Below are 14,921 nucleotides of genomic sequence, written 5' to 3' on the forward strand. Positions count from 1 at the left end.
GCCTCCTCGAGCGTCGCGCGGGCCGCACCGGACGCGAGCAGCGCGTCGATCGCTGCCTCGTCGAACCCGGCCTCGCGCAGCACCTCGCGCGTGTGCTCGCCGACGCGCGGCGCACCGCGGTCGATGCGCGGCGGGGTCGCCGAGAAGCGGTACGGGAAGCCCGGGGTCTTCACGAGCCCCTCGGTCGGGTGCTCGTACTCGACGAACGTGCTGTTGTGCACGATCTGCGGGTCGTCGACGAGGCCTGCGTAGTCGTTCACGGGCCCGATCCACATGCCGGCGCCACCGAGCACCTCTATCCAGTACGCGGCCGTGTTCTCGCGCAGCTTCGCGGCGGTCTTCGCGTGGATCTCGTCGCGGCGCGTCCACCCCTCGACCTCGCTCGACCAGCCCTCGAACGCCGGCTCCTCGATGAGGCGACCGAGCTCGTGCAGGTCGGCGAACGCGAGGGCGACGTAGCCGTCGCTCGTCTCGAACACGCCGTACGGCGCGCGGATGTAGACGTGCGCGTGCGGCTCGGCCGAACGCTGCTGGGCCTTGCGGCCGACCGTGAACACCGAGAGCTCCTGCATCTGCAGGGTCGTGAGCGCGTCGAGCATGTTGACCGTCACGAGCTGGCCCTCGCCGGTGCGCTCGCGGTGGAGCAGCGCGGCGAGCACGCCCTCGAACGCGGTCGACGCGGTGATCGCGTCGGCGAGGTACTGGCCGGCGGGCGAGGGCTCGTCGCCGTCGCGGCCGGCGGAGTACATGGCGCCCGACATGGCCTGCAGCAGCAGGTCCTGGCCGGGGCGGTCGCGGTAGGGGCCGTCCTCGCCGTAGCCCGAGATCGACACGTAGACGATCGACGGGTTGACCGCCCTGAGCGAGTCGTAGTCGACGCCGAGACGTGCGGCGACGCCCGGGCGATAGTTCTGCAGGAACACGTCGGCCCCGGCGACGAGCTCGCGGAGCGCCGCCCTGCCCGCGTCGGACTTGAGGTCGAGCGCCACCGAGCGCTTGTTCCGGTTCAGAGAGAGGAACGACACGTTGATCTCGTTGCCCGCCGCGCCGCCCGCGGCCGCGTGGCGCTGCCACTCGCCCGAGGTCGGCTCGACCTTGATGACGTCGGCGCCGAGGTCGCCGAGGCGCTGCGCCGCGAACGGCCCGGCCATGGCGATCGAGCAGTCGAGCACGCGGTACCCGTCGAGCACGCCGCGGGTCTGGATCACTGGCGTCTGGGTCACGCGGATTCCTCGTTCTGGTGTGCGGCCTCGGCATCGGCCGGGCCGTGGACGGGGACCTCGGCGCCGCCGACGGCGGCGCTCCGCAGCATTGCGTCGATGAGCTCGACGGAGCGCGCGGCGACGTCGGCGTCCGAGTTGTTCTCGGTGCTCGCGCCGGTGATGAGGTCGATGAAGCGGTTGGGCGGCACGATGCACTCGTAGGCGCCCGCGCCGGGCTCGATGTCGAGGTCCCACTGCTGTCCGTCGTACCGGTGCAGTGAGACGCGCTCGCGCTCGGTGTCGAGGAGCAGCACGCCCTCGGTGCCGAAGATGCGGAGGTCGACCTGGTACGGGTTGCCGTCGGGCAGGGTGGCTGCGCCCGAGAGCGAGCCGAGGGCGCCGCCGTCGAAGGTGATCACGGCCGCGTCGAACAGGTCGACCGCCGCGCCCCCGTTCGAGACCTTGGCCATGACGGATGCCGCGCGCAGCTCGCTCAGCCAGAACAGCAGGGCGCTCGAGTGCGTGACCTGCCCGTGCGCGTACCCGCCGCCACGCGCGGGCGACTGCCACGTGCGGGGGTCGGGGCCGCTCGTCTTCGAGTCCCACAGCGAGCGGATGTGGTTCGTGTCGCCCGCGAAGAGCCCGCGCGTCGGCGAGGCCATATGGCAGAGCACGTACTGGATCTCGCCGAGGTGGCCTGCCTCGACGAGGCGCTTCGCCTCGACCGTGAAGGGTTTGTAGTTCCACCCGTACGGTGCGAGGAAGTGCACGCCGGCCTCGCGCACCCGGTCGGCGAGGTCCCAGCCCTGCTCGGTCGTGAGCGTCACCGGCTTCTCGACCAGGACGTGCAGTCCGCGCTCGATGGCAGCGACCGCCTGCGGGTGGTGCAGGTCGTGCGGAGTCGTGATCACCACGGCGTCGAGGTCCTGGTCGAGGAGCTCGTCGCAGTCGTTCGTCGCCATGCCGAAGCCGAACTGCTCGCGCACGTCGTCGAGCTCGGGTCCGATGCCGCACACGCCGACGAGGTCGACGTCGTCGCGGCCGGCGAAGATCGGGAAGTGGTTGCTCGTCGCCCACCAGCCGGCGCCCACGGCGCCGAGGCGCACCCGCCCCGTCATCGGACGAGGCTCCAGCGACGGCGGCCCGCGGCATCCGTCTGCTCGGTCACGACGCCGCGCGCGGCGAGGCGCTCGAGGTTGCCGGTCACGGGGAACACCGCGTAGTCGAGCGCCCCGGCCGGCCACGGGCCGAGGTCGGCTCCGGCTGCGCGGACGAGTTCGAGCGTGGTCCTCGGCTCGCCGGCGGCGGCCAGCCGCGCGGTGATCACGTCGTCGATGCGCTCGGTGTACGCCTCGCTCTCGTCGAGGAACACCCGGACCCCCGCGCCCTCGTAGACCGGGTAGTGCGCGGTGAGCAGCAGGTCGGCGTCGAGGTCGCGGAACGCCGTCATGCTCGTGACGTACGGGTCCACGTCGCGGTAGGTCGGCGGAAAGGCCGGAGCCCCGTCGGCGTACGGCACGGTCGTGCCGAGCGTCGCGTCGCCGATCATGAGCGCACGGTTGGCCGGGTCGTGCACCGCGACGTGGCCGGGGCTGTGCCCGGGCACGTGCAGCACCCGGACGCTCCGACCGCCGAGGTCGAACTCCTCGCCACCGGCGAGCCGCCGGTCGACGGGGACGAGGTCGGAGACGCTCCGCAGGTACGCGGTCGTCTCGGGCGGATCGTCGAAGCCGTCGGTCTCGCGGAACTCGCCGTAGCGCACGTCGATCAGCCGCTGCACGTCCTCGACGAGCTCGGCATCGAGGTCGTGCGCGAGGATCTCGACCGACGGGATCGCGGCCTTCAGCGCGCCGTTGCCGCCCGTGTGGTCGAAGTCGCAGTGCGTGTTGACTGCCCAGCGCAGCGTCTCGCGAGGGATGCCGGCCTGGTCGAGGTAGGGCAGCAGCGTCTCGGTGATGCTCTCTCGGATGCCGGTGTCGACGAGCAGCGCGGCGTCGTCACCCACGAGCAGGTAGAGCGCGACGAAGCGCTCACCGAGCGGCGCCTGCACCCGGTGCAGGCCCTTCCTGATCTCCATCGGAACCTCTCCGTCCGTCTCAGCGCTCGACGCCGTCGAGCACGACGCGCAGCCCCGCGCGCACCGGTCGCATGTGCGGACCGGCGGGGTTCGCCCAGCCGTCCCCGCGCCGGGCGCCCTCGATCGCGACCTCGTCGATGCGGATGCCGGCTCCCGGCTCGTCGCTCAGGACGATGCCGCCGTCGGCGAACTCGTGGTCGACCAGCACGCCGTCGGCGAAGTCGATCGCCTGGACCTCGGTGGTCAGGTGGTTCGGCACGGCCGTCATGACGTGCGCGACCGCCGGGTTCGCGTTGTAGCCGACCGGGCTGATCGGCAGGTCGCGAGCGGCCGCCGCGAGCGCGAGGCGGTGAATGTGGCTGACGCCCCAGATCGCGCCCGCCTGGACGACGTCGGGCGCGCCGGCCTCGAACAGCGGCCGGAACTGGTCGACGCCGGTGAGGTTCTCGCCCGTGGCGACGGCCGCGCGGATCGCGGTGCTGAGGCGGGCGTGGCCGACGGCGTCCCAGCGTCGCAGCGGCTCCTCGACCCAGAGCAGGTCGACGTGCTCCTCGAGCGCGCTCACGTAGCGAACGGCCTGCTTGACCTGCCAGGACTCGTTCGCGTCGAGCATGAGCCCGGGCCGCGAGGTGTTCGCGGCCAGCGCGTCGGCGATGATGCCGAGCCGGCGCAGGTCGGTGTCCACGTCGAGGCCGCCCTTGAGCTTCCCGGCGACGAAACCGCGATCGGCGAACTCCGCATAGAACGCGGCGAGCTCGTCGTCCCCGAGCGCGATGTCGAGGCCCGACGCGTAGCCCGGCACGAACCGGTCCCGACCCCCGAGCAGTCGCCAGAGCGGCTCGCCCGCCGCCTTCGCCTTGATGTCCCAGAGGGCGGCGTCGATGGTCGCCACCCCGCCGTAGGTGGCGCCCGCGTGGCCGGACTTGAACACCTGCGCGAGCATGCGGTCGAACAGCGCGGCGACGCCGCGCGGGTCCTCGCCGTCGATCGCCGGGAACAGGCGGGCGAGGTCGGCGTGCGACCCGATGCCCACGCCCTCGATGCCGGCATCGGTCTCGACGATGAGGATCGGAACCTCGGTGACGGCCTCGACGATGTGCCCGTTCACGTCGCCGATCGTGCGCCGCCAGTGCTGCTGGGCGGTGAGGGTGCGGTAGCCGGTGATCTTCATGGGGTCCACCTACTCCTTGGTCCCGCCGGCGGTCATTCCCTCGACGAGGAAGCGCTGCGCGAAGAGGAAGATCAAGAGGATCGGGGCGACCGAGAGCAGGGTCGCCAGGGCCAGGGTCGGCAGCTGGATGACGATGCTCGACGCCGTGGTGGGGTTGAAGGCCGGGACGTTCGAGAGCAGGTTCGCAAGGCCCACCTGGACGGGGATCTTCTGGCCGCCCACGACGAGGAACGGGAGGAAGTAGTTGTTCCAGTTCGCCACGAAGCTGAAGAATCCGACGAGGGCGATCACCGGCGTCGCGAGCGGCATCGCGACCTGCGAGAACACGCGGAGCTCTCCGGCGCCGTCGATGCGCGCCGCATTCAGCAGGTCGCGCGAGACCGCGGTCGAGAAGTAGATATAGGTCAGGTACACCCCGAACGGGAAGAACGAGAACGGCAGGATGACCGCCAGCGGACTGCCGATCAGGCGGACGGCGCTGAGCTCGAGGAAGATCGGCAGCACGAGCGCCGTGTTCGGGATCAGCATGACGACGAGCGTCGTCACGAGGAGCAGCCTGCGGCCCTTGAACTCGATGAGCGCGAGGGCGTACCCCGCCGGGATGCTGACGATCAGGGTGATCGCGAGCGCGGCGAACGAGTAGAACGCTGAGTTGCCGAGCCAGACGGCGAACACGCCGCTCCCGAACGCGAACAGTTCGTTCCAGTTGGCGACGAGCTGCTCGAATGAGCCGAAGGCGAAGGGGCCGCTGAGCAGCAGCTCGGAGTTGGTCTTCGTGGGTGCGAGCAGCAGCCAGATGATCGGCAGGATGAAGAAGGCGGCGAAGGCGAGCAGCACGACGGCGACGAGCGCACGGCCGATCCACTGCCCTGGGGTGAGTGCGCGCCGCCTGCGGCGCACGGAGAGGTCAGTCACGTTCGAACAGCTTTCCGCGGAAGATGAAGATGGTGGAGAGGCCGAGCGCCACGACCAGGAGCATGACCGAGATCGCGGCGGAGCCCGAGAAGTCGCCCTGTCGGAAGGCGTAGAGGTAGGCCAGCTGGTTGAGCGAGTAGTCCTCGGGGACGACGTTCTTCGTCGCCTGCGCGAGGACCTTGGGCTCGACGAACAGTTGGGTGCCCGCGGCCAGCGACATGATGCCCATGTAGCTGATCCACTTGGTGAGCATCGGCAGCTGGATGTGCCAAGCGACCTGCAGGGCGCCGGCGCCGTCGATGCGTGCGGCCTCCATGATGTCGGCGCTGATGTTGTTGAGCGCGCCGTACATGATGACGATCCATCCGCCGGCGCCGGCCCAGAAGGCGATGACCGTGAAGACCACGGGGAGGTTGCCGACGGCGACCACGTTGACGAGCGACTCGTAGCCCATCGAGCGCAGCAGCGCGGAGACGGGGCTGACCGATGGGTCGAGCACGAACAGCCAGAGCAGCACGCTCGAGGCGCCCGCGATGGCGCCCGGGATGTAGAAGAGGAAGCGCGCGGTATCGCCGAGCCAGCGGACCCGGATGCTGTGCACCACGATCGCGAGGATCACGACGAGCACGATCAGGCTGACGAGCCAGAAGACGACGTACATCGCGACGTGGCCGACGGCGGGGAGGAACCGGTAGTCGTTGAAGACCCGGACGAAGTTGTCGAAGCCGACGAACACGCCGTTGCGGGTGAAGGAGAGGAAGAGCGCGTAGAGCGTGGGCAGCAGGCCGAACGCCACGAGGAGGAGCGTGTAGCCGCTGACGAAGACGTACCCGAAGCGCGACTGGCCTGCGTTCGACCGGCTCGCGCGCCGGCGCTCCGGCCGGCGCCGGCCCGAGGGGACGACGCCGGCAGGAGCCGGAGGTGCGGTGACGGTCACGTCACTCGACCGTGTAGCCGTTGACGGTGGCCTCGTTCTCGAGCTCCGTCTGCCAGGCGGGGAGGAGGGAGACGACCGTCTCGCCCTCGGCCATTCCGGGGATGACGACCTTGGCCCATGCGGTCTCGGGGCTCCACGGGGTCACGTTCCAGCCGCTCCAGATCTGCCCCGCGGCATCCGACATGACGGTCTTGAAGTCGTCGTTGACGAAGTAACCGGCCTCGGCCTGCTTGTCCAGCCACTTCTCGGCGGCCGACGTGTAGGCGGGGTACCCCGAGGAGGCCTCGACCTGGAACTCGTCGGCGCTGGTCACGAACTCGAGGAAGGTCGCGACCGCGTCGAGGTTCTCGGAGTGGCGCGAGGCGTACCAGATGCCGCCGCCGACGTTGCCGGCTGCGACGTCGCCGCCCTCCCACTTCAGCGGAGGCGCGACGCCGATCTCGCCCGCGGGCGTCGCGAGGCCGCCCTGGAAGATCGCGCCGGTGTACCAGACCGGACCGGGGACGCCCACGAGCTTGTCGGCGTAGTTCGCGGCGAACTCGGCGCTGAAGAAGCTGTCCTGCACGAGCGTGCCGTTCTCCAGCATCCCGTCGATGATCGCCGAGATGTCCTGGGCGTTCTCGGCCGACGTGTCGGAGTGGAACACGCCGGGCTCGGGCGACTGGAAGACCGGCGACTCGGAACCGCCGTAGTAGACGTAGGTCATGAAGCTGTCGCCCATGCTCCCGAGGATGTAGCCCGGGTGCTCGGCGGCGAGCTTGTCGCCGAGTTCCGCGTACTCCTCCCACGTCGTGGGGACCTCGTAGCCGAACTCGTCGAGCAGCTTCTGGTTGTAGTAGAAGACCGTCTGGGCGAGGTCGTTGCGGAGGCCGTAGACGGTGCCGTCGATGGTCGCGTAGTCGAGCGAGCCCTCGGCGAAGCCGTCGAGGAAGTCCTGGTCGATGAGGCCCTCGTTGAGCGGCGCCGCGAAGCCGGGGTCGCCGTTCGGGGTGTCCTTGGACGCCCAGATGGCGTCGTTCTGCTGCGTCGAGAAGACGACGTCGGGCCAGCCGTCGCCGGCTTGGTCCATGAGCGAGATCTTGCTCTGGAACGAACCGCTGCCGCCGGCGTTGCCGTCGTAGGTCTCGAGCACGACCTCGATGTCGGGGTACGCCTCCTGGAATGCGGTCACGGCGGGCTCGCGCGAGGCGTCGACCCAGACCGTGATGGGGCTGTCGGCGACCTGCTCCGCCGCGGAGAAGCCGTAGGTGTCGTCACCCCCTGCTTCGGCACCCGTCGAGCATGCGCTGAGTACGAGGAGTCCGGTGGCCGCGACGGCCCCGGTGGTGATCAGCCGAGTGGCTCGGCGTCGGAAGGACGAGTGCTGTGACATGTCGCGCATTCCTGTTCTGGTCGGCGTCTCTGACGACTGGGCACGCCCGGGGTGGGCTTGAAGTGATTACATCATACGTCTTACAAAGACGCAAGGAAAGATCATAGGTGTGACCACTTTTCGCGGTTATGCTGTGGTCATGTCCTTCGAGACCCGCGCCGACGCGGAGCGATCCGCCGCCTATCCGACGATCGCCGCGCGCCCGAGGACGCCACGCCTCGGCGTGACGGTCGTCGCCGACCTCGTCGACGCCATCGTCCGCGGCGACCTCGCGCCGGGCACCTCCCTGCCGCCCGAGGCGGTGCTCTGCGAGCAGTTCGGCGTGAGCCGCACGGTCATCCGCGAATCCGTGAAGCGACTCGAGGAGAAGGGTCTCGTCACGGTCGCCCAGGGTCGCGGCACGCAGGTGCTCGGCGCCCAGTCGTGGAACATGGTCGACGCGACCGTGCTCTCGGCGCTCGTCGCGAACGACGCGACGCTCGGCATCCTCGACGACCTCAGCGTCGTGCGGGCGTCGCTCGAGGGCGTCATCGCACGCGACGCCGCCGCCCGCAGGTCCGACGAGGAACTCGAGCGGCTCCGCGAAGCGCTCCAGCTCATGCGCGACACGATCGAGGACGAGCCCGCATTCAACGCGGCGGATGTCGTGTTCCACGCGACCGTCGGAGAGATGAGCGCCAACCGGCTCGCCGTCAACCTCGTCAGCATCCTCTTCGGCCAGGCGCGCGAGAGCGCCCGCTTCCACCTCCACAGCCGCCTCGAGACCACCCTCGAGGAGCACGAGCACGTGTTCGCCGCCATCGAGGCCGGCGACCCCGATGCCGCGGAGCAGGCCATGCGCTCCCACATCGCCGACGCCTGGGAGCGCCGGCGTCCGCCGAGCCCCAAGCGCTAAGGCGCGACCGTCGGCCACGTCGAGGGCACCTCGCGATCAGGCGCGCGCGTCCTCCAGGTGCGGCGCGCCCCTGCCCAGCACCTTCACCACGAGGTTGTGGCGGCGCAGGGTGCGGATGGTGCGGGCGACCTCCTCGGGCGACCGGCCGAGTGCGAGCTCGTTGACGACGACCAGCACGTCGCCGGCCTGCAGCGTGGCGAACAGGCGCCCGAGGCGCTGCTCCCATGTCTCGGGCATGTCGGGCGTCGGGTAGCGGAAGTCGAGGATCTGGACGCCGAACCGCGTGAGCGCGACGCGCTGCTCGAGGATCGGCGGCATGTCGTCGCGCGGCACCACGAGGCCGACGAGCCGGGAGCCCTCGGGACGCGCCTTCCACCAGTCGTGGTTCTGCTGCAGCTCGACGAAGCACTCGGGGCAGCCGATCGCGTGGTGCCCGGGCGTGTGCATGCCGCCGGAGGCATCCGTCGTCGCATCCACCTGCTGCTCGCCCATCTCGATCACCCTCGTCGTCATCGTCAACGTTCGGTTCCATTCTCGCCGACGCACGCTCCATCGGCGTACGCCGAGCTCCGATCGCCGCGCCGAACGCCGGACCGAGCCGTTTCGGACGCCGCACGTCCCCCACGACTACGTGCCGTGCGTGGTTCGGCGTGCCGCCGCCTCGCAGGAGTGTGGATCCCGACGGCCGCGCCCATCCGGGCTGAGAACGCCGTCCCGGAGTGTGAGGAAGGTCCATCATGCACGCCACGAACCAGAAGTCCCGTCGTGGCCCGATCCGCGTCGCGATCGCTGTCGCGGCCGTCGCCGCCGCGACGGCGATCTCGGTCGCGATCCCGGCCGCGGCCGATGTCGCGCGCGCGCCGTCCGAACCGAAGCCGACCATCGTGCTCGTCCACGGGGCGTTCGCCGACTCGTCGGGTTGGAACGACGTGACCGAGCGGCTGCAGAAGCGCGGATACACGGTGCTCGCCGCGTCCAACCCGCTGCGCGGTCTGATGGCGGATGCCGCGTACGTCCGCTCGATCCTCGAGAGCATCGAGGGCCCGATCGTGCTCGTCGGCCACTCGTACGGCGGCGCGGTCATCACGAACGCGGCGACCGGCCTCGAGCACGTCGAGGCGCTCGTCTACGTCGCGGCCTACGCGCTCGACGAGGGCGAGCGGCTGGTCGACGCCAACGCGCTGGGCGGCGGGCACACCGACCTCGCCGACCACATCGTGATCCGGCCGTACCCCGGCGCGCCCGAGGGCGACGCGGACGGCTACATCGACCCGGCGTACTTCCACGAGCTGTTCGCCGCCGACCTGCCCAGGAAGCAGACCGCGGTGATGGCCGCCTCGCAGCGCCCTGCGGCGCTGCAGGCGCTGTTCACCCCGTCGGGCGAGCCCGCGTGGGAGAGCATTCCGAGCTGGTACGTCGTCGCCTCGCAGGACCACACCATCCCTCCGGAGGCGGAGCGGGTCATGGCCGAGCGCGCCGGCGCGACGACGATCGAGCTCGACAGCTCGCACGTCGCGATGATGAGCCATCCGGGCGCGGTCGCCGACGTCATCCTCGACGCAGCGGGATGACCCGGCCGGCCGGCCGATGCCGAGCCTCGGCATCGGTCGGGCCGCCGGCGAGCGCCTGGTCCAGCGGGTCCTACAGTCCCTCGGCGATCTCCTTGATCGCGGCCAGGCGGCGGTCCCACTCGGCGCCGATGGCCTCGAGCCGGCGTGCGGTCTCGCCGAGCTGCGACCCGAGCACGCGGTAGCGCACCTCGCGGCCGACGCGGATCGGTTCGACGAGGCCGACCTCCTGGAGCACCGCGAGGTGCTTCGCGATCGCCTGCCGCGTGACGGGCAGGCGCCCGGCGAGGGCGGACGCGGATGCGTCGCCCTCGCCGAGTGCCGCCAGGATGCTCCACCGGGTCTCGTCTCCGAGTGCGGCGAACACCGGGACCAGCGTCCCCGTGGTCATGCGGCGCCCTCGAGCAGCGCGACGAGCTTGTCGAGCTCGCCGACCCAGCCCTTGGCGTGCTCGGCCATGTTCTTCGCGGGGTCGGAGGTGCGGTCGAACCCGGTCTCGACGACCGTGAGCTCGGTGCCGCCGCTCGCCGCACCCTCCGCGCCTCCTCCATCCGGCACGGGCTGGAGCGTGAAGGTGAACACCGTCGAGGTGGCCTCCTCGACCCGGTCGGGCAGGTGCCCGAGCGCGTCGTCGTTGCCCCAGCGGTACGTGACCGAGCGCGGGGCGTCGATCGCCTCGACCCGGATCGGCACGGCACCGTAGCCCTCGAAGGTCATCGTGCCCTCGGCGCCGACGCCGGCGCCGTCGAGCACCGTCCGCCCGAACCAGCGCGAGATGTGCTCGGGCTCGGTGACGGCGGCCCAGACCTTCTCGACGGGAGCGGCGATGCGGATGGTGCGTCGCACGGAGTACGTGCCCTCGTCGACGATGGAGGGCTGGTTGTCGGTCATGCTCACCATGATGGTTCCTCTCGTCAAACTGCAACTCTAGAGTTGCACAACGTGAGCACAGGCGCAACCCTTCGGTTGCATTTGATCGATGGGTGCCGCGAGCGCCCGATCGGCGTATGGTCGCGCCATGAGCGCAGGACCGCAGCCCGCAGGGTGGTTCGCCCGGATCCCGTTGTGGCTCCGCATCGCCGCACCCGTGATCGTCGTCGCGGTGGTCGCGATCATCGTGGCGGTCGCCATCGCCGCACCCCCGACGCCCGCCACCGCGGAATCCGCGTGCCGCGCTGCGGCGACCGATCGCCTCGAGGGCCGCGGACACACTGCGGTCGAGCTCGCCGACTCGCTCGAGGTCGCGGAGGCGGATGGCGCGCAGCGCGTCTCCGGCACCGTCACGTTCGTCGATGACTCCGGGGCCACCCACCACGCCCGCGTGCGGTGCGTGGTCCGCACCGAGGGCGACGCGATGAGGGTGACGAGCGTGCGGTTCTTCGACTGATCCGAACCCCGGCGCGCCTCCATCCCATCCGGATGCGGCCCCGCTCCGAATCCCCTGCACGGGCGCGGACCCGACGCCCGACGCTACGAGGGAGTACGACATGAAGAACGCACCACGCATCATCGTCGCCACGGCGGCGACCATCGCCCTGGCACTCGGCGGCGCGACCGCCGCGTACGCCGGCCACGACGCCAACCCGTCGGAGAAGGTCGCGAGCTACAGCTACAGCCTGGACGCCGTGCAGCCCGCCGACGTGCCCGAGAGCCGTGCGAGCGGCACGACCCGGGTCAAGGCGCTGCCCAACGGCAAGCTGCAGGTCACGGTGGAGGCGTGGGGGCTCTCCCCGAACCTCCCCCACGCCATGCACCTCCACGGTGTTCCCGGCGACGCGACCGACATGGCCTGCCCCGGACCCGCGGCCGCCGGTCCCGACGGCGTCGTCACCGTCCTCGACGGCGCGCCGTTCTACGGCGGCATCCTGACCTCGCTCACCTCGACGGGCGACGTCTCGCCCGCGAGCGCCCTGGCGCTCGACCGGTTCGCGATGGCGGACGCGAACGGCTACCTGTACTACCAGCGCACGTTCACCGACGTTCCGGGCTACACCGACGCGGGCACCGTCCAGGTGGTCGTGCACGGCATCGACTTCGACCGCAACGGGTCGTACGCCTTCAACCCGGCCGACCCGTTCTCGAGCCGCTCGTCCTCGCTCGGCGCGGGCATCCCGCTCGAGGCGACGGTGCCGGTGCTCTGCGGCGGGGTCGCGAACTGATCGATCCGGCATGAGGGCCACGGATGCCGCGGGGAGGGGGATCCCCGCGGCATCCGTCTGCGCACGGCGCCCCGCCCGGCCGTGATCCCGTGCACGCCGCGGACCGCAAGGCCTACCCGCCTCGCCGCATCCTTGCCAGACTGCACCCGAGCCCACCGGGCCGAGCCCGTCGGGCGGAGCCCCAACAGGCAGGGAGGCCGCCGATGCCGCGTCGCGTCACCAACCGGAACTTCACGCGGGCGGAGTCCGCGCACCACTTCGCGGCGCAGGCGAGGCGGACGCCGGTGAACCGCTTCCACCACGAGCGCGAGCCGCTCATGGAGTCGTCGGCGGTCCGGCCGGACCCCGACGTGCTGCATTCGTACGCCGTCGTCGACGTGACCCGGCGCGCGACGGTGTCGCTCGCGCCGTCGGACGAGTACCAGGCCGACGCGCTCATCGACGAGGCCCACTACGTGCTCGCCGTCGTCGGACCCGGCGAATCGGTGACGGTGGCGAATGCGGACCTCACCCGCGGCACGCACCTGTACGTGCTCGGGCGCACCGGCGTCGAGGGCGGGCTCCCGCGCGCCCGCGAGCTGCAGGACGCCCGCCGGATCGACGCCGCGACGTCGTACCCGTACCGCGCGCGGTCCTACGACGACGCCTCGCGACGATCGGTCGCCGCGGGCCTCGTGCGACGCGCCGGCGACGTCGACCTGACGACGGCGTTCGGCACCAGGCGCGACACGGATCGCGACGCCCACCTCGTCGGCACCGCCTTCGGCTGGGGCAGCCTCCCCGCCGAGCACGGCCTCTACTTCGAGGCGACCGCGACGAGCAGCGGATGCGACATCTGGACGTTCGAGCCGCCACCCGTCGATCCCGACGGCGGCTCCTACTCGATCCTGAAGTTCGACGACGGGGGCCACCTCGATCCCGTCCGGTCGGGCTTCGCCGGCCGGGACCTCATCAGGAACGGCGACGGCAGCATCAGCATCCGGTTCGGCGACGCCTCGTGCGCCGCCAGCCCGAACGTGATCCCGGCCGCCCCGGGCGAGCGTTTCCGGTACGCGATGCGGATCCGGCGACCCCGGAGGCTCGACCAGGCGCTCGCGTACGTCGCCGCGCTGCGCGCGCAGCGGCTGGAGACCGTCATCACCTGAGCGTTGCGCCGGGCACCTGGGAACGTGCGCCGACCGTCGCGAACGCGGCTCGACCGACGGCTCACCCGGCGGGCCACGGCGGATGCCGCGTGCACGGGACTCCCGGGCTGAGGACGTAGTCTCATCTCACCGTCCCTTCCTCGAGAGGAGTCGCCCTGCCATGAGCAGCGCCACCGCCCTGGATGTCTTCGACCGTCGCGAGTCCGAGGTGCGCGGCTACGTCCGCGCCTTCCCGACCGTGTTCGACCGGGCGTCGGGCTCGACGCTCGTCGACGCCGACGGCCGCGAGTACCTCGACTTCTTCGCCGGTGCCGGCGTGCTGAACTACGGGCACAACAACCCCGCGTTCACGAGCGCGCTCATCGAGTACCTCGAGCACGGCGGCATCATCCACGGCCTCGACATGGCCACCTCGGCCAAGAAGGCGTTCATCGAGGCGTTCGAGCGACTCGTGCTCGCACCGCGCGGACTCGACCACAAGCTCCAGTTCACCGGCCCGACCGGAGCCAACGCCGTCGAGGCGGCGCTGAAGGTCGCCCGCCAGGCGACCGGCCGGTCGAACGTCGTCGCGTTCACGAACGCCTTCCACGGACTGAGCCTCGGCGGCCTCGCCACGACGGGCAACAGCCACTACCGCGCCGCGGCGGGCGTCGGCCTCGACGACGTGTCGCGGCTGCCGTTCGACGGCTACCTCGGCCCCGACGTCGACACGCTCGACCTCTTCGGGCGCATGCTCGACGACCCGGGCTCGGGCCTCGACCTGCCCGCCGCGGTCATCGTGGAGGCCGTGCAGGGCGAGGGCGGCATCAACGTCGCGAGCCCCGAGTGGCTCCGACGCCTTCGCGCGATCACCGAGGCCCGCGGCATCCTGCTCATCCTCGACGAGATCCAGGCCGGCGTCGGCCGCACCGGCGCGTTCTTCGCGTTCGAGGAGTCGGGCATCGTGCCCGACATCGTGACGGTGTCGAAGTCGATCTCCGGCTCGGGGCTGCCGATGTCGCTGGTGCTGCTGCGCCCCGAGGTCGACGTCTGGAAGCCCGGCGCGCACACGGGCACCTTCCGCGGCAACAACCTCGCGTTCGTGTCGGCGCGCGTCGCACTCGAGACGTACTGGGCCGACTCGGCGTTCATGGACGGCGTCGCTGCGAAGTCCGCGCTGCTGCGGGAGGAGCTCGAGGCCATCGCCGCCGAGCATGTCGACCTCGGCTTCGTCGTGCGCGGCCGCGGCCTCTTCCAGGGCATCGCATGCGACGCCGACCGCACGCTCGCAGGGCGCGTGTCGAAGGCCGCCTTCGAGCGCGGCCTCGTCATCGAGACCTCCGGCGCCCACGACGAGGTGCTGAAGTTCCTGCCCGCGCTCACGATCACCGAGGACGAACTGCGTCGCGGCCTCGCGATCGTGCGCGAGAGCCTCGCGGCGGTGCGCGCGGGCTGACCGCGAGGGCGTTGCCCGCCGCCCGCGGCATCGGCCGACCGGCCG

General features: G+C 71.1%; 16 protein-coding genes. 6 read left to right on the plus strand and 10 right to left on the minus strand.

Annotated elements, in window-relative coordinates:
* The 7 genes from ESO86_RS03360 to ESO86_RS03390 all read right to left on the minus strand — a co-directional run.
* A partial coding sequence (locus tag ESO86_RS03360; RefSeq protein ID WP_207206999.1) for a CaiB/BaiF CoA transferase family protein occupies positions 1–1,223 on the minus strand: 1,223 nt, incomplete at its 3' end.
* Complete coding sequence (locus ESO86_RS03365; protein ID WP_129233476.1) at positions 1,220–2,320, minus strand: Gfo/Idh/MocA family protein; 1,101 nt, start codon at positions 2,318–2,320, stop codon at positions 1,220–1,222. The genes ESO86_RS03365 and ESO86_RS03360, both read right to left, overlap by 4 nt.
* Positions 2,317–3,279: an MBL fold metallo-hydrolase gene (locus tag ESO86_RS03370; protein WP_129233477.1), complete on the minus strand. Its 963-nt coding sequence runs from the start codon at positions 3,277–3,279 to the stop codon at positions 2,317–2,319. Before ESO86_RS03370 ends, ESO86_RS03365 begins: the two co-directional genes overlap by 4 nt.
* Before the next feature lie 19 nt (positions 3,280–3,298).
* Positions 3,299–4,450 carry a mandelate racemase/muconate lactonizing enzyme family protein gene (locus tag ESO86_RS03375; RefSeq protein ID WP_129233478.1) on the minus strand — a complete coding sequence of 384 codons (1,152 nt, stop codon included), beginning with the start codon at positions 4,448–4,450 and terminating at the stop codon, positions 3,299–3,301.
* 9 nt (positions 4,451–4,459) lie between these two features.
* Positions 4,460–5,365 carry a carbohydrate ABC transporter permease gene (locus ESO86_RS03380; protein WP_129233479.1) on the minus strand — a complete coding sequence of 302 codons (906 nt, stop codon included), beginning with the start codon at positions 5,363–5,365 and terminating at the stop codon, positions 4,460–4,462.
* Entirely contained in the window at positions 5,358–6,302 is a 945-nt protein-coding gene (locus ESO86_RS03385) for a carbohydrate ABC transporter permease (RefSeq protein ID WP_129233480.1), read from the minus strand. Before ESO86_RS03385 ends, ESO86_RS03380 begins: the two co-directional genes overlap by 8 nt.
* Position 6,303: 1 nt before the next feature.
* Entirely contained in the window at positions 6,304–7,674 is a 1,371-nt protein-coding gene (locus ESO86_RS03390) for an ABC transporter substrate-binding protein (RefSeq protein WP_165307269.1), read from the minus strand.
* A gap of 139 nt (positions 7,675–7,813) precedes the next feature.
* Between ESO86_RS03390 and ESO86_RS03395 the strand changes: the two genes are divergently transcribed.
* On the plus strand, positions 7,814–8,569 hold the full coding sequence (locus tag ESO86_RS03395; RefSeq protein WP_129233482.1) for a FadR/GntR family transcriptional regulator: 756 nt from the start codon (positions 7,814–7,816) through the stop codon (positions 8,567–8,569).
* 36 nt (positions 8,570–8,605) lie between these two features.
* Here the strand turns inward: ESO86_RS03395 and ESO86_RS03400 are convergent, their stop codons facing one another.
* Positions 8,606–9,082 carry a recombinase family protein gene (locus tag ESO86_RS03400; protein WP_129233483.1) on the minus strand — a complete coding sequence of 159 codons (477 nt, stop codon included), beginning with the start codon at positions 9,080–9,082 and terminating at the stop codon, positions 8,606–8,608.
* Between the two features lie 224 nt (positions 9,083–9,306).
* Here ESO86_RS03400 and ESO86_RS03405 point away from each other — a divergent pair, with 224 nt between their 5' ends.
* Complete coding sequence (locus ESO86_RS03405) at positions 9,307–10,140, plus strand: alpha/beta fold hydrolase (RefSeq protein ID WP_129233484.1); 834 nt, start codon at positions 9,307–9,309, stop codon at positions 10,138–10,140.
* A gap of 70 nt (positions 10,141–10,210) precedes the next feature.
* Here the strand turns inward: ESO86_RS03405 and ESO86_RS03410 are convergent, their stop codons facing one another.
* Positions 10,211–10,528 (minus strand): ArsR/SmtB family transcription factor, encoded by a 318-nt coding sequence (locus ESO86_RS03410; protein WP_129233485.1) that lies wholly within the window; start codon positions 10,526–10,528, stop codon positions 10,211–10,213.
* Complete coding sequence (locus ESO86_RS03415; protein ID WP_242492184.1) at positions 10,525–11,028, minus strand: SRPBCC domain-containing protein; 504 nt, start codon at positions 11,026–11,028, stop codon at positions 10,525–10,527. Before ESO86_RS03415 ends, ESO86_RS03410 begins: the two co-directional genes overlap by 4 nt.
* A gap of 127 nt (positions 11,029–11,155) precedes the next feature.
* Between ESO86_RS03415 and ESO86_RS03420 the strand changes: the two genes are divergently transcribed.
* The 4 genes from ESO86_RS03420 (at position 11,156) to ectB (ending at position 14,876) form a co-directional block, all read left to right on the plus strand.
* Positions 11,156–11,524 carry a hypothetical protein gene (locus ESO86_RS03420; RefSeq protein ID WP_129233487.1) on the plus strand — a complete coding sequence of 123 codons (369 nt, stop codon included), beginning with the start codon at positions 11,156–11,158 and terminating at the stop codon, positions 11,522–11,524.
* A gap of 100 nt (positions 11,525–11,624) precedes the next feature.
* Positions 11,625–12,296 carry a superoxide dismutase family protein gene (locus tag ESO86_RS03425; protein WP_129233488.1) on the plus strand — a complete coding sequence of 224 codons (672 nt, stop codon included), beginning with the start codon at positions 11,625–11,627 and terminating at the stop codon, positions 12,294–12,296.
* Positions 12,297–12,499: 203 nt separating this feature from the next.
* Positions 12,500–13,441, plus strand: coding sequence for a DUF1254 domain-containing protein (locus ESO86_RS03430; RefSeq protein ID WP_129233489.1), 942 nt, complete (start codon positions 12,500–12,502; stop codon positions 13,439–13,441).
* Positions 13,442–13,601: 160 nt separating this feature from the next.
* Positions 13,602–14,876, plus strand: coding sequence for a diaminobutyrate--2-oxoglutarate transaminase (gene ectB / locus ESO86_RS03435; protein ID WP_129233490.1), 1,275 nt, complete (start codon positions 13,602–13,604; stop codon positions 14,874–14,876).
* Positions 14,877–14,921: the final 45 nt, after the last annotated feature.

Source organism: Agromyces binzhouensis, assembly GCF_004135055.1.
Taxonomy (GTDB): domain Bacteria; phylum Actinomycetota; class Actinomycetes; order Actinomycetales; family Microbacteriaceae; genus Agromyces; species Agromyces binzhouensis.